We start from the raw sequence: 26,447 nt of genomic DNA, 5'->3' as shown, positions 1-26,447 counted from the left end.
GTGCCGGCGAGGGGGAGTTGTGACGCGTCAGCGCGGTTAGTGGCAGGCCCTTATGAGCCTTTAGGCGACCACTCAAACTTTTTAAAGGGTTCGTCGATAGGGGTTTCGGCGATATGATTGACGTAATTACTCATGACTTTCTGCGATACCACGAGCACGACCTCCAGTAACTGGCGTTTTTCATAGCCGGCGTCAAAAAACGCTTGTACGGCTGAGTCGTCCACATTACCGCGATTGCGCACCACGTTTAAGGTGAAAGTTCGCAGCGCCTCTAGTTTCGCGTCATCCAGTGGTTTCTCATCGCGCAGAGCGTTATCAATGGCTTCATCGACGTCCATCGAGCGGGCGATACCACTGTGGGCTGGCACGCAATAGTGGCAGCCGTGTTCTACGTTAACGCTTTGCCATACGACGGTCTTCTCGTCGTTGTTAAAGCTCGACTCCAGCACTAGGCGGTGCAGTGTTTGGTAACCTTCTAGCAGCCCCGGTGCCTCAGCCATGACGGCGTGCAGATTGGGGATCATGCCAAAGCTTTTCTTTGAGCCTTCAAGCAGCGGTTTCGCCTCTTCGGAGGCTGTGTCCAGTGTGTGCAAGGTAAAGTCAGTCATAGGGTTGCTCCTAATTTGAATGATTGCTCAATAACGAGATCTACGGTAACTGTTATTAAGCTATCATTCAATATATAATTGAGCAGTCGTTCAAATTTAATGAAATTGTTAGCGGTAGGTACCTTATGCCACGAGTAGCCCAATACGATCGAAAGGCCGCGATAGACGCGGCGATAGCGCTATTTTGGCGGCGTGGTTATTACGCCACCTCACTCAAAGATATTGAGCGCGAGCTGGATATGCGTCCGGGTAGTTTGTATGCGGCATTTGGCAGTAAGCAGGGCTTGTTTTTGGAGGCGCTGGATGCCTATACCGCCGCTATGGAGCGGGATGTAGAGGAGCACATTGGTGCCACGGGCGGCGTTTTACCCGGGGTGATGGCGTATTTGCGCTGGCTACTGTTGGGGCGCGATAGCGACGCGGGCGTTACCACCCCAGCGTGTATGGTGGTAAAAACGTTGCTGGAATCGACCGACGATGAAGACCCGCTGCGGGGCAAAGCCACATTGTTATTGCGTAAAGTGGAGCAAGGTTTTACCGATGCCTTAGAGCAGGCAAAAGCCGCTGGTGAGCTGCGCGCGAATGTAGATTGCCGACGTATGGCGCGGCTGCTGCAAACCCAAGTGATGGGGGTGCGCTCATTTGCCCAAAGCGGCGCGAACGAGCAACAGCTACAGCAGTTATTAGACGATATTGACTCTATCTTTAGTCCCTATCGCGCGGTTCATTAGCGTTAACTGGCGCGGCTGACCGATGGTGTTAACCGGCCCTCATCGATAAACCTTTGTACCTCGGTCAGTGGAATATGATCACTGGTGTCGCGGCCATACCATACCTTTGCGACACGGCCATCTTCGGTTAACAAAAAATCGGCCGGGACAATTTTTACGTGAGGGTTGTTGCTGGGGCGGCCACCTTTGAAAATGCCTTTTACAATGCGCGGAAATTTAAAGAGCAGGGCCTTTAGTAATGCTGAGCCTGAGTGCTCGATACCGTAGCGGTTATACAGCTGCAACTTAGGGTCTGCGAGCATGGTAAAAGGGCGCGGATGTTTAGCGACGTAGCGGCGCACTTGCGCAGACGTGTCGCTGAATACGGCGATAACTTCAAGGTTTTGATCTTGCCAGTGTTTGTATTTGTGGGTTAGCTCATACACCCGGAGGTTACAAAATGGACAGCCGGCATCGCGAAAAAACGACAGCATGACCCGCTTTCCCTTGTAGTCACTGAGTTGGAACGGCTTGCCGTGAACGTCTTTGGTGCGAAAATTGATCCCTTGGCAGGGTGCGGAAAGGCGCATGCCGATCTCCATGGTTTATAGTTGGCTGCTTATAGTACGCAGCAGTTCGCGTGTTGGATGTGTGCGCTGTTCATCCATTTTTACGGCCGGTGAAGGCTTGCTGGCCGTGCACTGGTTAATACTGTGTCAATGAAAGTCTCTAGATGGTGCGTTCAGCTCACTGAGTAAAGAGCTTAAATCGGTGAGCTTTCCTGCAATGACATGTATTACCCGCCCTTCGCGCTCAACAATACCGTTAATTTTTAAAATCCGCGAGCTTAAAAAAGCTCGTTTCTGTGCTTGAGCGGTGGCCGCCCACACGACTACGTTTACATTGCCGGTGTGATCTTCAAGGGTGACAAAGGTAACGCCGGTTGCGGTGCCCGGACTTTGGCGGCCAGTGACGACCCCAATGACGGTGACCAAAGATTGGTGGTGCTTGTGGATTAAGTCGCGGGCGAGGGTAAAGGCGGGCAGCTGGCCATTGCTTTGCAATAGCTCGATGGGATGATGGCTTAAGCTGAGCCCGACGCTGATGTAGTCTTCAAACAGGTTTTGTACTTCTGTGGGTTTTTTAAGCTCGTTAAGGTATTGGCTGCTGGGCTTACCTTGAGTGACTAAATCTTGCTGCTGTTGCATCAGTTGCCAGCGGGCCTGGTAGCGGTGACCGGCCAGCGCACGCAACGCATCGGCGCTGGCCAGCGCTTCTAGAGCGCCGCTGCCCAGCTCGAGTTGCTTTAGCTCAGTCAATTGGCTAAACCCCGCGCCGCGTTTGGCGATTAACTGAGCGGCGGCGCTTTGGTTTAATCCTTTTACTTGGCGTAAACCTAAACGAATGGCCCAGCCGGTGCTGTTAGGCTCCAGGCAGTGGTGGTAAAAGGAGTGATTAACACACACGGGCAAAACCTCTTCGCCGCGGCGCACAGCATCTTGTACCAGTTGTGATGGCGAATAAAATCCCATGGGTTGGCTGTTGAGCAGCGCAGTGTAAAAGGCGGTGGGGTAGTAGTGCCTGAGCCAGGCCGAAGCGTACGCCAATAACGCAAAGCTTGCCGAGTGGGACTCGGGAAAGCCGTATTCACCAAAGCCACAAATTTGTTCAAACAATCGCTCGGCAAACTCCTGCTGGTAACCGCGCTCAAGCATGCCGTTAATCAACTTATCTTTAAACTTCAAAAGCTGCCCGGTTTTTTTCCAGCTGGCCATGGCGCGACGCAATTGGTCGGCCTCGCCGCCGGTAAAGCCGGCGGCCAACATGGCCAGCTGAATCACTTGCTCCTGAAAAATAGGTACGCCCAGGGTGCGCGCGAGCACTGTTTTTACATCGGCAGAGGGATACTCTACCGCCTCTAAACCATCGCGGCGTTTTAGGTATGGATGCACCATACCACCCTGAATCGGGCCGGGCCGGACAATGGCAATCTGGATGACTAAGTCGTAGTAACAGGCGGGCTTTAGCCGCGGCAGCATCGACATTTGGGCGCGCGACTCGATTTGGAAAATACCTATCGTATCGGCGTTTTGAATGTCCCGATATACCGCAGGGTCGTCCATGTGGGCGGTAATATCATAAAGCTCATGGCGTTTGCCGTAATGGTTGTGGACTAAATCCAGGCATTTGCGAATCGCGCTGAGCATGCCAAGGGCGAGCACATCCACTTTAAGCAGCCCCAAACTCTCAAGGTCATCTTTATCCCATTGGATGACGGTGCGCTCGGCCATGGCAGCATTTTCGACGGGTACTAATTCATACAAGGGGCCGCTGGAGATAACAAACCCGCCCACGTGTTGCGACAAATGCCGGGGAAACCCGATCAGGGTTTCTACCAGAGTAAAAAAATAGCGCCCGGTGTGAGAGTCCGAGTCTAAGCCAAGGTCGCACAACTGTGTTTGCCACGGCGTGTGTTGGTCGCGTCGGTTGACGTTTTTAATAAAAAAGTCCAGCTGCACATCGCTAAAGCCGAGTGCTTTGCCTACCTCGCGCACCGCGCTTTTAAAGCGGTAGCTGATCACAGTGGCGGCCAATGCGGCGCGCTCGCGGCCGTACTTTTGGTAAATGTACTGAATAACCTCTTCGCGCCTTTCGTGTTCGAAATCGACGTCAATGTCCGGCGGCTCGTTACGCTCTTTAGAGATAAACCGCTCAAACAATACTTGAATATTGCGCGGGTCAACCGCGGTTATTTCTAGGCAGTAACACACCACCGAGTTGGCCGATGAACCACGGCCTTGATACAAAATATTTTGGCTGCGGGCAAAGCGGGCGATGTCATCAATGGTCAGAAAAAAGTGTGCGTAGCCCATTTCTTCAATCAACCTGAGCTCTTTGTCGATCAGCGGGCGAATGTGCTCGGGCACCGTATCGCCAAAGCGCTTACCGCAGCCCTCTGTTACCCGTTGTCGCAGATAGCTCATGGGGGTGTGGCCGACGGGGACGACCTCGGTGGGGTACTCGTATTGCAGAGTGCCTAAATCAAATTGGCAGCGCTCTGCTATGCGTAGTGTCTCTTGCATCCAGCGCGGGTTAAACAAACGGTAAAGTTTGTCGATGCTGCGCAAGCTGCGCTCGGCATTGCTGGGTAAAACGCTGCCCGCATCGGCAACCTGAGCACCCAAACGCCGGGCACTTAGCACTTGGTGCAGCGCCAGTCGCTCGCAGTGGTGCATTAACACACCACCGCAAGCCACCAGTGGCAGTTGGTGTTGCCTGGCCAGTTGTTCGGTGTGTGCGGTTCTGTGTGATTCGTTATTGGTGAGGTGGCGCTGTACACCTAACCACAGGCGCTCTCGGTGATATTTGGCGAGCCACAACGCGTGTTCTTTATCCGCCGGGTTATGGCCGGGTAGCCATATAAGTAAGCAGTGCTTTAACGAGGCGATGTCCCACTGGGTTAATGTGTAGTGGTTTTTCTCGGCACGTCGGCGGGCGTTGGTAATAATACGGCACAGTTCGGCGTAGGCGTTGCGGTTGTTGCACAGAGCAACGAGGCTTAAACCATTGTCCACTTTTAAGTAGCTGCCCACGATCAGCTTAATAGGCAATTTGTGCTCTTTAATAACGGTGTAGGCCTTGACGACCCCAGCCACCGAACACTCATCGGTAATGGCCAGCGCTCGGTAGCCCAACTCGCAGGCGCGCAGGATAAGCTCCTCGGGGTGCGAGGCGCCCTGTAAAAACGAAAAATTACTTTGGCAAAACAACTCGGCGTAGTGCATAGCGGGGCGCGTTAACTAAAGTAGCCGTGAATGTACCAGTTGCGGTCTGAGCCGCTGCGCTGCAGTGGCCGATATACCCACAACCAGCAGCCGGCGCGGTTGCGGGCGATATAATAATCGCGCATCACTGGTGCCTGGTCCCACCAGCCTGTGGTGATGCGCTCGGGGCCGTGAATAATACTTAAAGGCTCGGCGGTGGCCTTGGGGGTGTCCAGCAATAAACTGGGCCGCTGTTGCATCGGTGTGCCAGAGTCGCCGGTTAGCCGATTGCCGGCACAGCTGGCGCGTTGCTCGGGGCGATGATCATTGTTTAAAGACGGTTGTAACAGTGCGTCAGGGCCGAGCTTGGCCTCTAATAAACTCAACAGCTCGGCGCGCTCTAACTGACCGGTCTGGGCGTTAAATAAATCCTCTACTAGCTTTGCCCGCGGGTAGCTTTGTGCCGCACTTATGCGAAAGGCGTAAACCGGTGCATCAAGGGTTAGGGATGCCAGCTTGAGCTCGATTAGCTGCTGCCAAGTGTGTGCCCGTCGCTCACCTTGGGCCGCGTTAATCTTGAGGTGGATGGCGGGCCGGTCACGCCGCAGTAGCTGCAGGGTTAGTGTGGCGGTGACGTGATCGCGGGTTTGTAAAAAATCCTCCAGTGCGTTTAGGCAGCGCGCTAAAGGTGCCATTAGTGGTGCCGTGGTGTCGGCCTCACACTCAAGCTCGCGGTAGCGTGTAAAGCGTGCTGCGGGGGTAAAAAAACGGGTGGGGTAGACCTTGCGGCCGGTAAGCTTTTGCACGTAATCAATACTGGTTTTATCCAGCCGGTCGGCCAACTCGGTAAGCGGTAAACGGACAAGCTCGCCCAAATTCGAGACACCAATGCGCTGCAATTGATTAATCGCTTTGCCGGGTAAGTCGCTGTGTGCCAGCGCTAGTGCGTGCCAGCGTGGCGGTTGTCGGTCGCCGCCGATACACTCTATACCTGCACGGGCTAGCGCTCGCGCGGCCAGAGGTTGGGTGTCAGTGGCGCCACAAGCTTGTACTCGTTCGCCCAACAGCTCGTGCTGCAGGCTTGCCCAGTAGTGCTTGAGGCCGTGGTAATAGCGCAGCATAGGGCTGGCTTTTAGCAGTAAACCATCGGGGTTAAACAGCATAATATCGGCCGATACCAAATACAGCCGCTGGGCGAGTTCTTGTAGGCGGCGCGGGGCAAAGTCGTCTTGGTATGGGTGCACCTCTAAGTTCCGGCACAAAGAGCTGGCAAGCCCCAGCCCCATGTCGAGCTGTAAGCCCTCTGCCTGAGCGGCCCGATTTATTTGCACTAGCACATGCCTGCGGTTGCAGGCGATTGCCCGCGGTTGCCCGGTGGCGGGCAGGCTGTCTAGCTGCAGGGCCGGAAAGTGCAAGTAAAGCCACAACATGGCGCAATATCCGTAGCTTACGCCCGCCGCCGCTTGGAGGGCAGCGGACGGACATTGGCGGGCAGTGGAGCAATGGTTTGTTCGGGCCAGCGCTCGCGCCAGTCTAGGGTGATCGGGGCGGTGGCCCAACCGCCTTTGCGTTTGGTTATCGTGGCTTGTATGCCAATGCTGGAGGCCTGTAGCAGCAGGCTTAAATGAAGTGGCAAAGAGATGTTTTCACGTCTGGGTGGTTGTAGCCACCATAAACTGGCGCCCCCCTCAATAGCGGCTAACTGCAATCGCTTGAGCTGACTAACCTCAAGGTTGTTTTGCCACAGGAGCACCGACAAGCAGCAACCACTTTGCAGGCACTGTTCGGCGCTCCACAGGGCCTGCTTGGTGTCAGTGGTGTGGAGTACTTGTACGTCACTCAAATCAACCCCGGCGTTATACCAAAAGTCTGGGTAGGGGCGCCCCGGTGGGTTAATAAAAACCAGTAGCTTGCCCCGGGTAGGCTCGGCCAATAAATAGGGCAGCAATAAGCGCAGCTCGCCAATGCCTGTGGGGCTTTGCAGGCGATTAACCCCCACAGCGGGAAGCCCGCCACCCAGCACGCGATCTAGGGGGGCAAAACCCGACGGGCGCACGGGTGCCGGAGGGGCTAACTGGCGCCCCCGGTATACGGTGCGCTGTTGTAATAACTCGTCGAGAGAGGGCATCTGGGTAAATCCTAACAAAAACTGTATTTATATACAGTATAGGCGCTGGTTTGAATTTGCAACAAGGTAATGAGGTTGGCGGCTTTTGTGCCGACCGCCACCTTTGCGGCGCGAGCTGAACCACGGTAGTAATACCTTGGGCACGACCTTACAATGGCGCCTTGCAGAAACTGGAGTTGAGATCTCTGTGAAAAAATTGATTAAACAACGTACCGCACAGGCTGAATTTAACAGCGACCAGCTACCGGCACTGCTGAGGCGAATATACAGCGCCCGCGGTGTGCGCGATGAGCGCGAATTGGCGCTAACGCTAAAAGAGCTACTCAAGCCCACCATGAAAGGCCTGCCCGAGGCCGCCAGCTTATTGGCCGATGCCGTGGTGGCCGATGCGCGTATTTTAATTGTCGGCGACTTTGACTGCGACGGTGCCACCAGCTCGGCTTTAGCGGTGTTGGCGCTAAAAGCGATGGGGGCTCATCAGGTTGATTTTTTAGTGCCCAACCGGTTTGAGTACGGTTATGGTTTAACGCCCGAGATTGTCGCGGTAGCGGCCGAGCGCGAGCCGGATTTAATTGTCACGGTGGATAATGGGATCTCCAGCGTAGAGGGCGTTACTGCCGCGCAAGCGCTGGGTATTGCGGTGTTGGTTACCGACCACCATTTGCCCGGTGCCGAGCTGCCAACGGCCGAGGCGATTGTTAATCCCAATCAGCCGGGCTGCGACTTCCCCAGTAAAAACTTGGCTGGCGTCGGGGTGATTTTTTATGTGCTGAATGCTCTGCGGCGCGAGTTGAGTAGTATTGGTTGGTTTGCTGAAGCGGGCATCAAAGAGCCCAATATGGCGCAGTACTTAGATCTAGTCGCACTGGGTACGGTGGCCGATGTGGTGCCGCTGGACCACAACAATCGTATTTTAGTCGAGCAAGGTTTGCAGCGCATTCGCGCCGGCGCTGCCCGGCCCGGTATTTTAGCGCTGCTTGAGGTGGCCGGCCGTGGCCGCGAGCGTTTAGTGGCGGCCGACTTAGGCTTTGCTTTGGGGCCGCGTTTAAACGCGGCCGGCCGGCTCGATGATATGAGTATCGGCATTCAGTGCTTGTTGAGTGACGATTTAATGGCCGCACGGGAGTTGGCGGTGGCGTTGGATGATTTTAACCGCGACCGCAAAGCCATCGAGAGCGGTATGCAGCGTGAGGCACTGCAAATGCTGGACGGTTTAGACGTAGACGAGGGTGGCGAGCTGCCGTGGGGTTTGTGTTTATACGATGCCCGATGGCACCAAGGGGTTATCGGAATTCTCGCCTCGCGCATTAAAGATCGCCACCACCGGCCGGTGATTGTCTTTGCCGATGCCGACGATGGCGCCAGTATTAAAGGCTCGGCGCGCTCGATACCCGGCTTGCATATTCGCGATGCGCTGGATGCCGTAGCCGCGCGCCACCCAGAGCTGTTGCATAAGTTTGGTGGTCACGCCATGGCGGCGGGCATGAGCCTTGCCAAAGAAGATTTTACCGCGTTTGCCAACGCCTTTGATGCCGAGGTGCGGCGCCAGTTAAGCGACGATGATTTGCAAGCGGTGGTGCTTAGCGACGGCACCTTAAGTGAGGCCGAGTTTGATTTGGCGCTGGCGCAGCAGTTGCGCGCCGCCGGTCCCTGGGGGCAGCACTTTCCCGAGCCTTTGTTTGACGGCGAGTTTAAACTGGTACAGCAGCGCATCGTTGGTGAAAAACATTTAAAGCTGGTGCTGGCACCGGAGGCAAACGATCAGGCGGTGATTGATGCCATTGCCTTTAATGTCGACTTAGAGGTTTGGCCCAGCTCAGCCACCACCCATGTGCGGGCCGCCTTTAAACTGGATGTGAATGAATACCGTGGCCGTCAATCGCTGCAACTGTTGCTGGATTATATTGAGCCGTTAAATTAGTCGCGCCGGGTTAGAGTATCGGCTGTAAAACCGGCCATACATTCTCAAGCAGGGTGGGCTGCGCCTCGGCGTTTGGGTGAATATCATCGCCCTGCATTAACGCTGGGTTAAGGGCCACGTCTTGCAAAAAAAACGGTACTAGCGCAACGTCAAATCGCTTGGCCAGTGCCGGGTAGGTGTCGCTAAACATTTGGGTGTAGCGCGTACCGTAATTGGGTGGTATTTGCATGCCCGCCAACAACACTTTGGCGCTAGCGGCTTGCGACTTTTTTATAATCTCGGCTAGGTTTTGGCGCATCAGCTTAACAGGCTGGCCGCGCAGGCCATCGTTGCCGCCCAGCTCGACAATAACGATCTGCGGTTGGTGAGTCGCCAACAGTTTATCCAGCCGCGCCAAAGCGCCCTGAGTGGTTTCGCCACTGACGCTCGCATTGATGATTTGATAGTGCGAGGTGGCCTTATCGGCCGCCATCCGCTCGCGCAATAGCTGTACCCAGCCCGCTTTTAAATCTATTCCGTAGCCGGCACTTAAGCTATCGCCCAGTATTATAATAGTGGGTGTTGTCTGCGCTTGGGCACAAACGCTGCTAAATAGCAGCAGGCCGATGGCTAACACTTGGCGAAATAAACGCAATACAGCGGTGGCGCGCATAGATAAACTGCCTGATCGGTGGGTCGGGTACAGCCGCTAAGCCTACCGCAGCGGATAAACGCTGGCAATTATTCCGCCGTGTCGCAGATTACGGGAACCGTGTATTCTGCCAGGTAATGATCGGGAGGTTGGCTTGCAACAATCATCAACAACACAAGTGCTGTACGACAAGTTAGTCAATGAAGAGGACGCTCGGGTATGCACCGCCATTGCCCCCGAGGCCTGCCAACAAGTGCCGGGTAACTTCTTTCGCCTTATTGTCAGCCACTTTTTGTCAAAGCTGGGCGACGCCTGCGCCAACCCCAAAATTGTATTGCCCTGGGTGCTTGAGTCGCTAAGTGCACCGGCCTATTTGTTGGGTTTTTTGGTGCCGATCCGCGAGTCGGGCTCTTTACTGCCACAGTTGGTTTTGGCCAGTTACATTAGGCGTTTGCCGATTCGTAAATACGCTTGGTCGTTAGGCGCGCTAGTGCAAGGCTTATGTGTGCTGGGCATGGCCGCAGTGGCCATGCTGTTAAGCGGCGCCTTGGCCGGTTTTAGTATTGTTGGGCTGCTGGTGCTGTTTTCTTTGGCGCGGGGGTTATCGTCTGTCGCAGCTAAAGATGTACTGGGTAAAACCATCCCCAAAACCCGTCGCGGCAGGGTGACCGGTTGGTCGGCCAGCGCGGCGGGCTCGGTTACTGTGGCGCTGGCTACCGGCGTTATTGTGTATCAGCCAGCCGATAACGTATTGGGCGCGGCTACGGTATTACTGTTGCTGGCCGGTGTGTTTTGGCCGCTAGCGGCGCTGTGTTTTATGGGGATTAAAGAGTACCCGGGTGAAGTCAGCGGTGGTGCTAACGCCTTAACCGAGGCCTGGCAGCGGCTGTCGATTTTAACCCGTGATGCGCCGTTTCGGCGCTTTGTCATCACTCGCGCATTGCTGTTGTGTTCGGCCTTAACGGCGCCTTATTACGTCGCGCTCGCCCAGCAGTACCTCGGGGCCCAAAGCAGTTTGTTGGGGTTTTTTATGCTGGCCAGCGGTTTGGCAAGTTTGTTGTCGGCGCCTTTTTGGGGGCGTTTTGCCGATGTGTCGAGCCGCCGGGTTATGATGTTTGCCGCTAGTATGAGTGCGGCGCTGGGGCTGGTGGTGTTTGCGTTAGACTATAGCAACATCGGGTTATCGCAGTTGTTTACTCTGCCGCTGCTTTACTTCTTACTGACTATCTCCCATCAAGGCGTTCGTGTGGGGCGTAAAACCTATGTGGTTGATCTGGCCGAGGGCAACCGCCGTACCGACTACGTGGCCGTGAGTAACAGCGTGATTGGCTTAGTGCTGTTGTTAATGGGCGCCAGTGGCGCATTGGCCAGTGCGTTTGGCTATGGTGTGGCTATTTTAGGGCTATCGTTGGCGGGAGTAGCCGGTGCTTTTATGGCTTTTCGTTTGCCAGAGGCCGGACAATAAACGTCGACTCATTCTTACCAAGAGAACAATCTATGCAAGACATTATCAGCGCCCAAGGGTTAAGCAAAACCGTGACTACGGCGGCCGGCGAGTTGACGATTTTACAGGATATTTCCCTCGCGGTAGCCCCCGGCGAGTCGCTGGCCATTACCGGTGCCTCGGGCTCGGGCAAGTCTACTTTGCTGGGGTTGTTGGCCGGCTTAGATGTGCCGAGTGCCGGCGTGGTGACCTTAGCGGGTAATAATTTGCCGGCGCTGGATGAAGAGGGCCGCGCCGCCGTGCGCGCGCGCCATGTGGGTTTTGTGTTTCAGTCGTTTCAGCTATTGCCGGGGCTAACCGCGCTTGAAAACGTCATGTTGCCATTAGAGTTGCGCGGCCAAAAGGGCGCCGAGGCGTCGGCTCGTGAATACCTTAAGCGGGTTGGTTTGGCGGAGCGCTTGGGGCATTACCCACCGCAACTGTCGGGCGGCGAGCAGCAGCGGGTAGCGATCGCGCGGGCCTTTGCCTGCGAGCCTGAGATTTTATTTGCCGATGAACCAACCGGCAACCTCGACAGTGCCACCGGCCAAACCATCAACGATTTACTGTTTGGTTTAAACGCCGATGCGGGCACCACCTTGGTGTTAATTACCCATGAGCAACGCCTGGCCGAGCGCTGCCAACGCCATATACAAATGGCCGGTGGCAAGCTGGTGAATGCCGCCGATACAGAGGTGGCATCGTGTTAGCTCTGCGGTTGTTGTGGCGCAATTGGCGCGCCGGTGAAATTAAATTATTGGCAACGGCTATTATGTTATCGGTGGCGGTGGTCAGTACCATCGCCATTTTTACCGATCGTTTGGAGTCGACTTTATTAGAGCAAAGCAATTCACTGCTGGGGGCCGATAAAATTGTCGCCAGTAACCAGTTGCCGCAACCTGCATGGCAGGCACAGGCAACAGCGGATGATATACAGCAAACCCGCGTCGCACATTTTGCCTCCATGGTGTTTGCTGGTGATGAAATGCATTTGGCCTCGATTAAAGCGGTTGAGCCGAACTACCCCCTGCGCGGTTACATCGACGTCAGCGGTACCGCCTTTGCTCTTGCCAGCCGCAATATTGAGCGCGCCACTGGTGTGCCCGCCGCCGGTGAGGTTTGGGTCGATTCGCGTTTGCTACCCCTGCTGGGCATTGAGCTAGGCGATACGTTGCAAGTGGGCGAGCGCTCGCTGCAAGCCACCCGCGTGATTATTGATGAGCCCGACGGCAGTGGGCCGTTTAGCTTGATGGGCGCGCGGGTCATGATGAACTGGGCCGATCTTGCCAGTACACAGGTGATTCAGCCCGGCAGCCGGGTCGAGTACCAATGGTTATTGGCTGCCGCCCCGGCGCAGCTGAGCGGTTTTATGGATTGGCTTGAGCCCGAACTGTCCGAGCACGAAGAGGTGATGGACATCGAAAATGCTCAACGCCGCCTGCAGGGGACGCTGCAAACCGGGCGGCGCTTTTTGGTGTTGGCGGCTATTATGGGGGTGTTGTTAGCGGGCGTCGCTATTGCGTTAGCGGCGCGGCAGTTTGCCGAGCGGCACATCGCACCGGTCGCGTTGCTAAAAAGCTTAGGCTCGTCAAGCGGACAGATACGTTATTTGTATATAGCTCAACTAGTGGTGCTGTCTCTTGTGGCCTCGTTAATCGGGTTGTTGTTGGGCGGTGTTTTGCAAGCGCTGGTTGCCGAGGCGGTAGTGCGCCTGTACCAAGTGGCGATGGCTCCGGCCGGTATTGCTAGTTATTTACTGAGCTTTGCCAGCGGTCCGTTAGCGCTGTTGGGCTTTGCCTTGCCGGCTTTGTGGTTTTTGCCCACGGTGCCGCCGGTAAAAGTATTGCGCTCGGAGTTAGTGGTAAAAACCAGCGCGGTTGTCTGGCAAGTGTTGGCCGCCAGTGCTGTGTTGGTTGTTTTAATTGCGGTGTTTAGTCGCAACCTTATTTTGGCGTTAACGGTGATTGCCGCACTCGCGGTGGTGGCCTTGTTGGCCGTGGCGCTGGCTTACGGATTGCTGATCGGAGGGCGTAAATTAGGTTCTCAGGCCGGTAGTTATTGGCGTTTGGCGTGGGCCAGCATTCAGCGCCGGCGTGCCGCTAGTGTGTTGCAAGTGGTAGTGTTTGCCACCGCCATGATGCTGCTTTTAACTTTAACGGTAGTGCGCACCTCACTCATTGATGAGTGGCAAGTAAAAGTGCCCGACAATGCGCCCAATCATTTTTTACTGAATATCGCTCCGTCCGAGGTGGATGTGTTTAAGCAGTTGCTTACCGATAATCAACTGGCGGTCGAGCAGCTCTACCCTATGGTACGGGGGCGGCTGAGCGAGATTGACGGCGAGCCCAAGTCGCAAGATGCGCTTAACCGCGAGGCTCAGCTCACTTGGAGCGCCAACATGGCCGAGAACAACGAGCTGGTGGCAGGGCAGTGGTGGGACACCTGGCAGCGCTCGTCAGCGGATTTGCCCGGCGTCTCGGTCGAGGTGGAGGTGGCCGAGCGTTTAGGTATCGAACTGGGCGACCGATTAACCTTTTCTATTGGCGGGCTCGTAGCTGAGGCGCAAGTGGCAAGCTTGCGTTCGTTGCAGTGGGAGTCACTCCAGCCCAACTTTTATTTTATCTTTGAGCCGGGCGCACTGGACGATTACTCGCCCATGTATATGACCAGCGTGTATTTATCGCCCGATAAAAAACGCTTTATTAATACCTTACTCACAAATTACCCGACAGTGGTGGTGATTGAGTTAGACCGTATTATTAATCAGATTAAAACCATCATCGCCCAAGTGAGTGACGGCGTACAAATGGTGTTGATTATGGTTTTACTGGGGGGTTGTTTGGTGCTAATGGCCGCCGTAAGCGGCAGCCTTGAGGCGCGCAAACAAGAGGTGGGCTTGCTGCGCACCTTGGGCGCCAGCCGCCGCTTAATGCTGGGTGGGGTACTCGTGGAGTTTGGTTTGCTTGGCTTGGCCGCTGGCACCATCGCCGTGCTCGCCTCCGAGGTATTGTTGCTGGGGCTACAAGTGTTTGTGTTTGAGGTGCCCGTGCAGCCGCATTACGGGTATTGGTTAATCTCGCCGTTAGCCGGTGCCGCCTTGGTCGGCGCGCTGGGCGCTTTTAGTTGCCGACGGGCGCTGGTCACACCGCCGGCGATTATTTTGCGCGAAGCTCAGTAAGACTCCTTTATGTTTTGTCGCTGATTTTTGTGGCGATACCGGTTTATCGAGACTACCCTCTGTTTAGAGGGTGGTTTTAGGCCAAGGCTGTAGATTAAGCTCCATTCGGTTTATTTAACGTTATAACAATAATTCTTTAAGTTGGTTTTGTTCTTTCTGGCTTTGTTTCAACTGCCTAATTATTGGCTGAACAGTATTTTCCGATTTTTTGTGTTTATTCGGTTAAATTTAAAGGGCACGTGAACTTCATCGGTCTTATTTAAATCGTCTCTCTCCTTTGTAATGGCGTGTAATTCATTTGTTTTTTGCTTTCGGGTACTGTTAGCCAATTGCTTTACGTGCGGGTCTGAGTGAGCCTAAGTCGTCGAGGCAAGGAATCTACTCTTAAACAAGGAAAAGATCTTCATGACTATAGTAAAAGCCAGTCAACGCTTTATTGGTATCTCTGCGACTTTTTTACTTACAGCGGGAAGCTCCTCTTTATTACAAGCCCAAACCTACTTTCCCAGTGATGTCGATACGTCGCTATGCAGCCTCACTTCAAGTGAATTTAGCAACTGGGTTACCCTAACCCTTCCGCCATTCGCGCCTAACTCGGCTATCGGCCCTGTGTTCGATAAAGATAGCGGCATGCCCTATATCTTTCCGCCTGCCGGGCCATATTTTCCAAAGGATCGTCCCGATGCCAGCCACGCGCAGCCTACTGATTGTGATTTCTACAAATGGGGCTCGCAGATGTTCTTGTGGTTAACCTCTACGATTAATGATGGCACAAAACCGAGCGGGGCTCCTAACTATAGCGCTGAGCTTCCCTTTGTTTTTAATAGTGAGTTTTTCTATCGCCTCTCAGGGGACCAAACGGCGCTTTTACCACAGGGCTCAGAAGCAAGTTCCAAAAGCGATACCCTAAAAGTCAAACTCAGAACCGCGAAGGGAGATGAGTCCATCGGCCAAGCCGGGGGGAACGGTGTGTTGCTCTCACAAGACAAATCGCTGACTTACTACGGTATTCACGTTAACAGACTTTATGGCTACTTTTACAGTGATTATCGTGAGGAAAAAGCCGACGGGAAGAAACCTGCCAAGCAATTTCCAACAACAGCTACAGACGCCTGTAGAAACATAAATTATGCGATGCACAATGGTTACGCGGACGACGGCCTCGTCCCCAAAACGCTTTATGATCTTTATTGTAGTGGTGCTGATTTAGCTCAATCGCCAGAAGAAAGCGCAGATGCAGGCCCCTCTAACGTTGCCGCTACTAGCGCGCTCACGATTCCTCAGCTGGAGCCCGCTGTTGATTTTCTTTCTATGGCCGTAGAGGTAAAAACCTCTTGGGTAGATGCGAGCACAGTTTGCCACGATGAGAACGCAGCTTGCTCTAAAGAGGACTATATCCGTCAGAATCTAAATGTACCGGTTTACGATCGGTCGGACGATACCCGTTGGGCGCAGACTACCTCAGAAGTTAAAGAGTTGGCGCTGGTAGGGATGCATATCGTGGGCACAGTCAAAGGCCATCCCGAAAGTATATGGGCGACTATCGAGCACAAACATAATGCGCCTAACGGAACGTATTATTATTACACAAATAAGAAGGATTCTGAGAGTCAAAAACCTGTTGTCAAGAAAGTGTCAAGCCCGCAGCCTAACGCTAAATGGACTTTTTCAGACGGTTCATTGGTTACAGACGTTAAAGAGCAAGCTGTAGGTTGCACGAATACACCAATGCCAAAGGGTTGCCAAAAACCGAGCGATATTGTCAGTAGTGAAAGTACTTCGAAAATTAAGCCGACCAATGTCACTCGTATACATCCGTGGGGTAATAAACAGAGCGAAAGCGATGATTTTGCTATCTCTCAAAATACCCAGCTTATCGCGCTGAATCGCGACGTTAATAAACAGGTGGGAAAATGGCTGTCGAGCGACCCACGACAAAACTACTTTATTAGCGGCGCCGTATGGACGAACAACGGAGGCATACCAACCGGCGATGACTACGCCCACAATACTGGCTCAAAAACCCTTGCCAACACGACAATGGAAACATTTCAACAAGCTAAAGGGTGCTTTGGTTGCCATAACAGTCCAGATGCGTCAAATGGACTGAATGTGAGCCACGTCTTTTTAGGGCTTACGGCCCCATTACCAAGAGCAACCGTGGACGTAATAAAGCAAAAAGCGAACCCAACCAAAGAGCAGTAATTCACTTTTGAGTCTGGCGTGCAGCATACAAATAGTATTTTTACATGCTGCGCGCTATTTATACGGCCTATTAATAGCAGTATAAGTGCAGTACTGAATGCATATGGCGATGGAGGTTATGGCGCCTAAGAAAAGAGCGCGTAAGTGGTTTTATGAGAATGGTTAATATGCGGCACTTTGCGCTAGCGCATTGGTAATGCAAGGCATCAAGTCAGCTATATGAATATTGTAAAAATCCGGTCGAGCGTGGTCGTCGGGCCTAGGGTGTAGCTCTGCATGCTTGTAAGGCACGAAATCCTTTTGTGTCTTAGTGAATGCAGCGCCTATTTATTGTTGGCAATGGATTTTTATTGGGTTATTCTTTAATTAGAAAATCATAACCTTTAGAGCTGGGTGCTACGCTCTTTGAGGGCAATTAAAGTTTTAAGATGATCAGGCTTTTTTCATCTTATGTTAGTGCCTTTAAATTGGTTTAAAGTGAATTTCAGCTGAAACCCGCCAATAAGTATTATAATTAATGCGATTAGCTTGCTGGGCAGGTTAGGTTTTTTATAGTCAAAGATGACAGGGCATGTCATGGGTAAATAACGGTTTATCTTCCGCTCCCCCTTTTCCCTACTGGCTGGCTGCGTAATCGTCTGTAATTCCGTTGTTTTTCAATTTAGGGCACAGTGCAAGCTGTGTTGGATTACGGTAACGAGGCCGCAATATACTATATTGCCTACTCATTGCTCTTGGCCAGCGCTGTTTTTAGGGGCTGTTTTGTTGAGGCTGGGCCGGTGGTGAACTCATCGCCGCCAAATAGGTGCATATGTGGAGCATGGGTTAGCGTTTATTTGTTTGTGCTATAACAAGCTAAAGTAATGTCCGTTGTGGCCGATGCCACGGTTATAGTTTAAACAATGACTCTATGCTCGCGCGTGGAAAATCAGCAAGGCTGACTTAAAAAACAATAATATCTTTCCGTTAAACCGATATCTAAACAACGTGAGTTAGGGAGAACAATATGAGTGAACCATTTTTAGGTGAGATCCGCATGGTAGGTTTTGATTACGCGCCGCGTGGTTGGGCGTTTTGTGATGGTACATTACTACCTGTTTCCTCTAATACTGCACTATTTTCATTGCTCGGCACCACATACGGCGGCGATGGTCGCACCACGTTTGGCCTTCCCGATTACCAGAGCCGCAGCCCGGTGGGTAAAGGGCGCGGCCCGGGCTTGTCGGCGATCAGGCAAGGTGAAGCTGGAGGTGTCGAGCAGGTAACGATTACCTCAGTGCATATGGCGACGCATACACATACCGCATCGCAGCTTAAGGCCGCGGTTGCCATTCCGGGTGTAACCTCGAGCACCAATGTTTCGGATGCGCCTACTGTTAGCAGTATTTTAGGCCCTGTTACCGCGAACAATCGTGCCGGCGCTATTTACAGTACCGATGCGGCGGATGTCACGTTAAGACCGTTTGATGCGCATGTTACAGGCCAAACTGATAACGCAGGGGGCGGCCAACCTTTACCGATTCGTAATCCTTTTTTGGGCAGCAATTTTATTATCGCCCTAGAAGGGATATTTCCGTCGAGAAGTTGATGCTTTACTTGCCTTTAGGTTAGAAAAAAGCGAGGCCTGAATCCGGATTTTCCGGATTCAGGCGCGCGGGTTTATGCTCTGCGCAATTTATTTAAATTAACTCAAAATTACGCGTAACGGTTACGGGGAAAAATCATGTTGCCAATCGAAGTTATAAAAACCAACTCTTCCAAAAATCTAGTAACTTATATCTGGAGGCTGTTCGGGAAATTACTCTTTTTGGCGATAATGACCCTGTCAACCCAGAACACTTGGGCTGCTGCCTTTAACGACAGCTTTGATACAGATTCTGGCCTCACTACAAGTTTTTCCCGCTCATTGGCTGGTGTCTCGTTTACGTATACCTTTACCGCTCAAGGTGATGGCGGGGATATGGTATGGCAAAATCAATACGGGGAGGGTAATAGCGCCTCAATTAATTTGCAGTCGGGAAGTGCTAACTTAGGTACTACGGAGCTGTTTACGATCGCTCGTACCGATGCGGCCGACTTCACCTTTACCAGTCTCTTTATAAATAATACAGCTGCAGAGCTTATGACCGTTGGCGGTTATCTCGACAATGCTTTGGTCGGTAGTGCTCAAACGGTAGCTACTGGCACTCAAGCAACTCTTAGCTTTGGTGGTATCGTCGTTGATGAAGTTCGTGTCTCATCGACCGACATGGTCAGCATCAATCTTGACTCGTTCGTTGGAGACACGGCAGCGGCTAATAGCGATGGTACGTTAACGGCGGCGGCAGGGGTAACTGAGCCAGTAGGTCTAAATTCTACCGTGGACACCGTTGGCGAAGCGGTTGATGTATTTGACTTTACCTTAACCGATGGCAATGGCGGTGATGGCTTAGCCATGACCGTGAGTGAAATTAGAGTGAATGTTAGTGGCACCTCAACCGATGCCGAGCGCGCTAAGGTAACCTGGCGCTTAAACGGTAACGACGCCACCGATGTGACCGGTACTTATAATCCCGGTAGCGATACGATTACCTTCGCGGGCTTGCCAATATCGGTTGCTCATGGCGCCAGTGAAACCTACACCATTAACGCCTACTACAACGACAACACAGGTTTGGTTGAAGACCGCACGTTTGTGCTTAGCGTCGATGGCGATACCGACGTAACCGTTGGCAGCGCCGGTACACAAATGGGAACTACCACCCCTGTGACTAACGGCGCCGGTGGTACGTGGGATGTGGATGCCACTAAGCTCAGTATACAGACACCACCTTCAAGCCCTATTTCGGGGATTCCCCTTACCACCCAGCCGGTTATTTATGCAGAAGACGCCTTTGGCAATATTGATGTGGACTACAACGAGGTTGTCACCGCCGTTTATACCGGCATTAACCCGGGGCCGGTTTACAGTGACGCGGGTGTTACCGCTTCGGCCGGCGTAGCCACCTATACTAACTTAACGGCCACAACACCTAATGACGGCCAAGGTATTATTTTTGAATTTACCGATGCGGCTGGAGGCCTCAGTTTATCCCAAGTAAATTCTAACTTCCTTTTCATTGATGTTGTGGCCACGCGGTTAGTTTTTTCTGAGGAGCCTGCCCCTTTGACTATACCAGCTGGCAGTGCGACTAACTTTACCACGGTGCCTGTGGTGCGTGCGGTGGACGCCAATGGAGACTTGGATACCGGTTACAGTACAGGCATTACTCTGGCAGAGACAAATGGGGCTGGTAATATTACCCTTATAGGAACTGGCGATACAGATGGCAACGCCTCTACAGTGACATTAACGCCGACTTCAGGGGCGGCTACGTTTAGCAGCCTGCAAATCAATTACACCTTAAGTGGGGTAGGCCCCGAGACGTTTAATCTGCAGGCAACGTCTGGTGCGTTAACCGCAACTAATAGCGCACAATTAACCGCCGTGGATAATGTCCCCCCGAGTGTCAGCAGTATTACGCCGAGTGGTTCGCCAGCGACGAATGCCAGCTCGGTTAGTTACAGCGTGAGCTTTGATAAGGTGGCCAGTAATATTAGCACGGATGACTTCACGCTTATTGCTACTGGCACCGCGAGCGGCAACATTGCCAGCGTATCGGCCGCGAGTGGCAGCTCGGTGACGGTTACCGTAAATACCATCAGTGGCGAAGGCAGCCTGCGGTTAGACCTTAAAAGTGGCACCAATATTGTAGACGCCAGTGGTAACGGCAATGGCAATAATGGTTATGTTGCCGCCTTTACCAGTGGCAGTGCCCATACCGTCGATACGCTCGCTCCCACGGTGTCGAGCGTCACCGCCACTAGCGCCGATGGCTCTTATAAAGTCGGCAATGTCATCACCTTGTCGGTAAACTTTACTGAAGCGGTCACCGTTACCGGCATACCGACCATTACCCTAGAAACTGGTGCTACCGATCGTGTGGTGAATTACGTTAGTGGCTCGGGCGGCAACACCCTGTTGTTTAATTACACCGTGCAGGCAGGCGATGCCGCGACGGATTTGGATTACGTTAGCACCTCAGCGTTTGCCTTAAACGGCGGTACCGTTAATGACGCCGCCGGCAACGCCGCCACTTTAACCTTGGCCGCGCCTGGGGCCGCGGGCTCGTTAGGTGCTAATAAAAATATCGTGATTGATACGGCTGCCCCGTCTTTAACTTCCAGCCAACCGGCCGATGACTCCACAAACTTCGGTCACGATGACGACTTGGTGTTTACTTTCTCGGAAGCCATTGTGGCCGGCACCAGTGGCGCCAACGCTATTACGGTGTTCGACGCCTCTGACGATTCCACCGTCGCCAGTCTCGCCGCTAATAACGCTGCCGTAAGTGTGGCAAGCACTACCGCGACGGTTGAGCTACCCAGCAATTTAGCCCCCACCAAAAGCTACTATGTACAAATAGGCGCGGCTGCCTTTACTGATGCCGGTGGCAACCCCTATGCCGGCATCAGCGATAAAACCACGCTGAACTTTACCGTTGCCAATAGCGCACCGGTGGCCGGCAACGATACTACCTCGACCAATGAGGATACTGATGTTGCGATCTCGGTATTGAGTAACGATACTGACAGCGACAGTGGCCTTAACCTTGCCAGTGTCATGATCGGAACCGCACCGGCCAACGGTAGTACCAGTATTAATACCGGCACCGGGGTGATTACTTATACCCCTAATGCTGACTTTGAAGGCTCAGACAGTTTCACCTACACCGTTGAAGACGTGTGGGGGGAGGCGTCTAACCTTGCCACGGTAACCATTACGGTTAACCCGATTAACGATGCCCCGGTTGCGGCGAATGATGTGATTGCCACCAATGAAGACACGTTGGTTAGCATCAATGTGGCGGCCAACGATACTGATGTGGACGCGGGCGATAGCCCTGACACTACCACCTTGGCTCTTGGGACCGCACCTACTAACGGTACGGCGGTGGTCAATAATGGTTTGATCGATTACACCCCGGATGCTGATTACGCGGGCTCGGATAGCTTTACCTATACCATCGAAGACAGCAGCGGCGCGGTGTCTAACGCGGCGACGGTAACGGTTAGCGTTATTGGTGTGAACGACGTGCCCGTTGCCGTCGCCGACCCCGCTAGTGTCGATGAAGACGACTCTGTCGAGGTTGATGTGCTGGCAAACGACAGCGATATTGATGGCACTCTCGATGTCACCACAGTGGCGATTGTAAACAATGGTGCTAACGGCACAGCGGTTGTTAACAGTACCACCGGGGCCATCACCTACACCCCCGACGCCGATTTTAACGGCTCCGATAGTTTTACTTATCAAGTGGATGACAATCTTGGCGGTACCTCTAACGAGGCGACTGTCAGCGTCACCGTTAATAGCATCAATGACGCGCCTGTGGCCGCCAACGATACCGTTACCGCGTTACTGGAAGACACCCCGCATAATATTAATGTGTTGGGTAACGACAGTGACATTGATGGCGCCCTGAATGTGGCCAGCGTCGAGGTGGTGAGCGCACCGACGAACGGTGCCACCAGCGTCAATACCGGCACCGGAATGGTGACCTACACCCCGAGCGAGAACTACTTTGGCAGCGACAGCTTTAGCTACCGAGTGATGGATGATTTAGGTGAGTGGTCCAATACCGCCACGGTGACCTTAACCATCGATAGCGTCAACGACCTACCTGCGGCGGGCGATGACAGCGCCGTAACCGATGAAGACAGTTCCGTGTTGATCTCGCTGCTGGATAACGACAGCGACATTGATGGTACGGTTGACCTTACCACCGTCGTGATTGCCAGCGCCGCCAGTAACGGCAGCGTGGATAACCACGGCGACGGTACTGTCACCTACACGCCCAGTGCCGACTTTAACGGTACCGACACTTTTGGTTACACCGTGATGGACGACGCAGGGGACGCCTCAGGTATGGCTACCGTTAGCATCACCGTCAACCCGGTCAACGACGCACCGAGCATCAGTGGTAGCGCGGCGGCTTCGGCTCAGCTGGGAAGCAACTACAGTTTTGTCCCGACTGTCAATGATGTCGATGGCGATACCTTAAGCTTCTCGATCACGGGTAAACCCTCTTGGCTCAACCTCAATACCAGCACCGGGCGTTTGAGCGGAACCCCCACTCAAGTGGGTACTTTCAGCGGTATTAATCTGTCGGTCAGCGATGGCAGCAGCAGCGCCTCGCTGCCTGCGTTTAGCATTGAGGTGATCGACCCCAATGCCAACGAAGTACCCACCATTAGTGGCACCCCAGTGGCTACCATTACTGTGGGCCAGCTGTATCGCTTTGCTCCCACTGTGGCCGACAGCGATGGCGACCCCCTGAGCTTTAGCACCTCGGGCGCGCCAGACTGGTTAGTGCTGGACGCCAACACCGGTGTGCTTAGTGGTATTGCCGGTGACGCCCAAGTGGGTCGCTACGAGGATATCGTCATCACCGTCAGTGACGGCCGCGAGAGTGTTGCCTTGGCACCGTTCTCGGTTGAGGTCACCCGTGCGGTGGACAGTGATGGCGACGGTGTCAGCGATTACCAAGAGGGCGTCGATGATACCGACGCCAGCGACATCAATGATTATCTTGACTTAATGCCGCCGATGCTAACGCCGCCCACAGCCGTTAGCGTTAGCGCCAGTGCTTTGTATACGCCGATTAGCCTGCGGCAGTTGTTAGGCCTAGCCGAGAACGCCAGCGACGCGGAACTGGACAGCGCCCTGAAAGCGTTGGCCCACGACCGCATCGACGCTGAGTGTTGCAGTATCTCGGTGCAAGACATGGAGAACGGCACGCTCTACCTCGCGCCGGGACGTCACACCGTTGAGTGGTGGGCCGAAGACCGCGCGGGCAACACCGTACGCGAGTCGCAACAAGTCGACATTGCGCCACTGGTGTCTATGAGCCGTGATCAAACCGTCGCTGAGGGCAGTGTGGCGAGCTTCCGGGTGCTGTTAAATGGCCCTGCCCCAGAGTACCCGCTGAGCGTACCTTATGTGATCGACAGCGACAGTACCGCTAGCAGCGATGACTACAGCTTGACCGGTAACCAAGTGACGTTTAACGAGGGTGAACTTGAAGCCCCGGTTGAGCTAATGATTGCCCCCGATGCTGACACCGAATCGGACGAGACACTGATTATCCGGCTCGACCATCGTATGGGTGAGCCGGCCGACAGCCTGTACGCCTTTAACCCCGGTGTTAAAGCCGAGCATCAGCTTACTATTACCGAGAGCAATGTTCCGGCTATGGTGAGTTTGCAGCTCAGCCAAGCTGACGAGCCCCGCTCGCTGTTGGCGCGCGATGGCGGCGAGGTGCAACTCACCGCCATGATCCATGATCCGGAAGGTGAGGCGTATCAGCTCAGCTGGTCGGGTATTGCCGAGCTTGACGACGCATTCGCTGGCGCCGGCGAAACTCTCAGCTTTAGCGCTGATTTGCTACCCGCTGGGCTCTACCGAGTGGCGCTGAGTGTTACCGATGGCTCGGGCGCGGTTACCGACAAAAGCCTACCCTTTGTTGTGGTTAACTCGTTGCCCACACTTGCTGCCGATACGGATCAAGACGGTGATGGCGTGAGTGATGCACAAGAAGGCTATGCCGATACCGATGGTGACGGCTTGCCCGACTATGTCGACGCTCATCGCGCCAGCAACATTATGATTACCAGCTTAGCGCACAATAACCGTTACTTGGTCGAGTGTGAGCCGGGTGTGCGTTGTTTGCTTGGTGGTGAAGCCGTGCTTGCCGGGGCCGATGGCGCGCGCTTAGGCGAAGACGAGCTTCCCGCCGATGATGAGTACGTTAACGTGGGCGGCTACGTTGACTTTGAGGCGGTCGAGTTGCTGCAAAACGGTACTCGGGCCCAAGTGGTGGTACCGCTGACTGAGGCGATCCCTGCCGAGGCGGTGTATCGCAAATGGCAAGCGGGCGAGTGGATGAGCTTTATCGAGGATGCCAACAACGCGCTTTACTCCAGCGCTGGCGCAGAGGGTTACTGCCCGCCACCGGGCAGCACCGAGTGGCAAAGCGGGTTAACCGAAGGCCATTGGTGTGTTCAGCTCACTCTGGAAGATGGTGGCCCGAATGACGCCGACGGCGTTGCCAATGGCGCGATTCTCGATCCGGGCGGTGTGGCTAAACCGGTATCCGACACGGGTAACGGCGATGGCAACGGAGAGGGTGATGGCGACGGTGAAACGCCTAACCCGCCGCCGTCACCAGACAACGGTGGTAGCCATGGCGGCGGTGGTGGCGGTGCAACCGGCCCTTGGGGTATTCTGCTACTGTTGGCCGCGGCGCTGACCTCACGTCGGCGACTGCAGCGCTTAACGCGCCGCGAGGAGCCTTAATGTAATAGCCTAATACACTTGCCGGTCAGGATGGCCGGCAAGCTGACAGGGACGTTGGTATGTTAATTATTCCGATTCAGGACAAGCCCGATTGGTCGCGTCCACCGCTTATTACCTTGGTGTTAATCGCGCTCAATGTGTTTGTTTTTTTGTTTTATCAAGGTAATGACGACGCCAAGTTAGCGTTGGCCGCCGACACGTACCACAGCCACCAGCTCGATGATATCGAGCGCCCTTATTACCGCGATTACCTGCAAGCTTATCACCCCGAGGACGTAGCTCACTGGGATGCCCAGCATCGCAATGGCTCGCCTTTAACTCACGCCATGTTTGATTTGCAATTTGACCACTACCTACGCGAGGTGTGGGTCGACCAAAGCTCGCGTATTCCAAACCTTAATCAGTGGCGCGATGGGCGCCGCACCTTTGAGCAGCAGCGCGACCGCATCAGCAGCCTACAGGCGGGTTTGATTCCCGCTCAAGCACGACCATTCACGTTTATTTTCAGTATGTTTTTGCATGGTGGCTGGGGGCACTTGCTGGGCAATATGGTGTTTTTATTTTTGTTTGGCTTTACCCTGGAGCGTGCTCTTGGGACCGTTCGCTACCTGGCGGGATACCTGCTTAGCGGGATTGCCGCCGATGCTTTGTTTATTGCGATTAGCCCTGACTCACTGGTGCCGTTGGTCGGTGCGTCGGGGGCGATATCGGGTTTAATGGGCATGTATTTGGCGCTGTATCGGCTGCGTAAAATTCGTTTTTTTTACAGTGCGCTGTTTTATTTTGGCGAGTTTGTCGCGCCGGCACTGTGGGTGTTTCCGGTGTGGATTGCCAAAGAGCTATACGGCCACTTTTTTGTCGACTCTAACACTGCCTACTGGGCTCACATTGGTGGCCTACTGGCGGGTTTTGCCGTGATGTTGGCGCTGCCGGTGAGTCGGCGCGAGTTTGCCAAAAAAGAGCAGCAGGCGGATCAGGGGGCACGTTTGGAGCAGCAGCTTTTGCAAGTGCAGGCCCTGGCGGCCAATCTTGATTTTAACCGAGCGCGCTCGCGGGTGCGGGTGTTGTGCGAGCACTATGGTAATGATCCACGGCCCTGGCACTTGCAGTTTAACCTCTACAAAAATCAACCCTCGGAGCGGGTATTTCACGAGGTGACGTTCGCCGCACTTAAACAGTTTGTGCAATTGCCCCGTGTCGATATGAGCTGGGCAACAACGGTTGATGAGATGGTAACGCAGTACCGCATCTTAGCGCCTAAAGCGCCAGCATTGACCGGCAAACTTTGCCTGGCATTGGCGCAACGGTTTTTGCAGCTCAATCAGAAAAAGCAGGCCACTACCTACGCTGCGTGGGCACAACAAAAAGAAGTGCGGCTAACCGAACCCTTGATTGAGCTTGTTAATAGTGCTCAGACTAAAACGCAGACGCTAGCTTGAATA

15 protein-coding genes are annotated in these 26,447 nt (G+C 53.9%); 9 read left to right on the top strand and 6 right to left on the bottom strand.

Translation table 11 applies throughout. From position 1 onward, the window contains the following. Positions 1-50: 50 nt before the first annotated feature. The gene (locus AACY82_RS13270; RefSeq protein WP_339617314.1) at positions 51-608 is read right to left on the bottom strand and encodes a carboxymuconolactone decarboxylase family protein; all 558 of its coding nucleotides are present in this window, start codon (positions 606-608) and stop codon (positions 51-53) included. Positions 609-733: 125 nt separating this feature from the next. Between AACY82_RS13270 and AACY82_RS13265 the strand changes: the two genes are divergently transcribed. Beyond that, positions 734-1,339: a TetR family transcriptional regulator gene (locus AACY82_RS13265; protein ID WP_339617313.1), complete on the top strand. Its 606-nt coding sequence runs from the start codon at positions 734-736 to the stop codon at positions 1,337-1,339. A gap of 2 nt (positions 1,340-1,341) precedes the next feature. Here the strand turns inward: AACY82_RS13265 and AACY82_RS13260 are convergent, their stop codons facing one another. The 4 genes from AACY82_RS13260 to imuA form a co-directional block, all read right to left on the bottom strand. Beyond that, positions 1,342-1,908, bottom strand: a complete 567-nt coding sequence (locus AACY82_RS13260; protein ID WP_339617312.1) for a peroxiredoxin family protein — start codon at positions 1,906-1,908, stop codon at positions 1,342-1,344. A gap of 126 nt (positions 1,909-2,034) precedes the next feature. After that, entirely contained in the window at positions 2,035-5,103 is a 3,069-nt protein-coding gene (locus AACY82_RS13255; protein WP_339617311.1) for an error-prone DNA polymerase, read from the bottom strand. A gap of 11 nt (positions 5,104-5,114) precedes the next feature. Beyond that, the gene (locus tag AACY82_RS13250) at positions 5,115-6,512 is read right to left on the bottom strand and encodes a DNA polymerase Y family protein (protein ID WP_339617310.1); all 1,398 of its coding nucleotides are present in this window, start codon (positions 6,510-6,512) and stop codon (positions 5,115-5,117) included. Positions 6,513-6,529: 17 nt separating this feature from the next. After that, positions 6,530-7,210: a translesion DNA synthesis-associated protein ImuA gene (imuA, locus tag AACY82_RS13245; protein WP_339617309.1), complete on the bottom strand. Its 681-nt coding sequence runs from the start codon at positions 7,208-7,210 to the stop codon at positions 6,530-6,532. 187 nt (positions 7,211-7,397) lie between these two features. Here imuA and recJ point away from each other — a divergent pair, with 187 nt between their 5' ends. Continuing rightward, positions 7,398-9,131, top strand: coding sequence for a single-stranded-DNA-specific exonuclease RecJ (recJ, locus tag AACY82_RS13240; protein ID WP_339617308.1), 1,734 nt, complete (start codon positions 7,398-7,400; stop codon positions 9,129-9,131). A 10-nt stretch (positions 9,132-9,141) separates the two neighbouring features. Here the strand turns inward: recJ and AACY82_RS13235 are convergent, their stop codons facing one another. Beyond that, entirely contained in the window at positions 9,142-9,783 is a 642-nt protein-coding gene (locus AACY82_RS13235; RefSeq protein ID WP_339617307.1) for an arylesterase, read from the bottom strand. Positions 9,784-9,916: 133 nt separating this feature from the next. Between AACY82_RS13235 and AACY82_RS13230 the strand changes: the two genes are divergently transcribed. The 7 genes from AACY82_RS13230 (at position 9,917) to AACY82_RS13200 (ending at position 26,444) form a co-directional block, all read left to right on the top strand. Beyond that, positions 9,917-11,227, top strand: a complete 1,311-nt coding sequence (locus tag AACY82_RS13230; RefSeq protein WP_339617306.1) for an MFS transporter — start codon at positions 9,917-9,919, stop codon at positions 11,225-11,227. Positions 11,228-11,259: 32 nt separating this feature from the next. Next, entirely contained in the window at positions 11,260-11,955 is a 696-nt protein-coding gene (locus tag AACY82_RS13225) for an ABC transporter ATP-binding protein (RefSeq protein WP_339617305.1), read from the top strand. Continuing rightward, complete coding sequence (locus tag AACY82_RS13220; RefSeq protein ID WP_339617304.1) at positions 11,949-14,423, top strand: FtsX-like permease family protein; 2,475 nt, start codon at positions 11,949-11,951, stop codon at positions 14,421-14,423. The genes AACY82_RS13225 and AACY82_RS13220 overlap by 7 nt, the downstream gene beginning before the upstream one ends. A gap of 405 nt (positions 14,424-14,828) precedes the next feature. Beyond that, on the top strand, positions 14,829-16,628 hold the full coding sequence (locus AACY82_RS13215) for a hypothetical protein (RefSeq protein WP_339617303.1): 1,800 nt from the start codon (positions 14,829-14,831) through the stop codon (positions 16,626-16,628). A 1,006-nt stretch (positions 16,629-17,634) separates the two neighbouring features. Further along, a complete protein-coding gene (locus AACY82_RS13210; RefSeq protein WP_339617302.1) occupies positions 17,635-18,216 on the top strand; it encodes a tail fiber protein in 582 nt (193 codons plus the stop codon). Between the two features lie 228 nt (positions 18,217-18,444). Further along, the gene (locus AACY82_RS13205; protein WP_339617301.1) at positions 18,445-25,005 is read left to right on the top strand and encodes a tandem-95 repeat protein; all 6,561 of its coding nucleotides are present in this window, start codon (positions 18,445-18,447) and stop codon (positions 25,003-25,005) included. Positions 25,006-25,064: 59 nt separating this feature from the next. Further along, the gene (locus tag AACY82_RS13200; protein WP_339617300.1) at positions 25,065-26,444 is read left to right on the top strand and encodes a rhomboid family intramembrane serine protease; all 1,380 of its coding nucleotides are present in this window, start codon (positions 25,065-25,067) and stop codon (positions 26,442-26,444) included. The last annotated feature ends 3 nt before the right edge of the window (positions 26,445-26,447 follow it).

Origin of the sequence: uncultured Gilvimarinus sp. (assembly GCF_963972205.1) — a bacterium.
Taxonomy (GTDB): domain Bacteria; phylum Pseudomonadota; class Gammaproteobacteria; order Pseudomonadales; family Cellvibrionaceae; genus Gilvimarinus; species Gilvimarinus japonicus.
The sequence above is the reverse complement of the archived record's forward strand: the minus strand, read 5'-3'. Positions and strand labels throughout refer to the sequence as shown.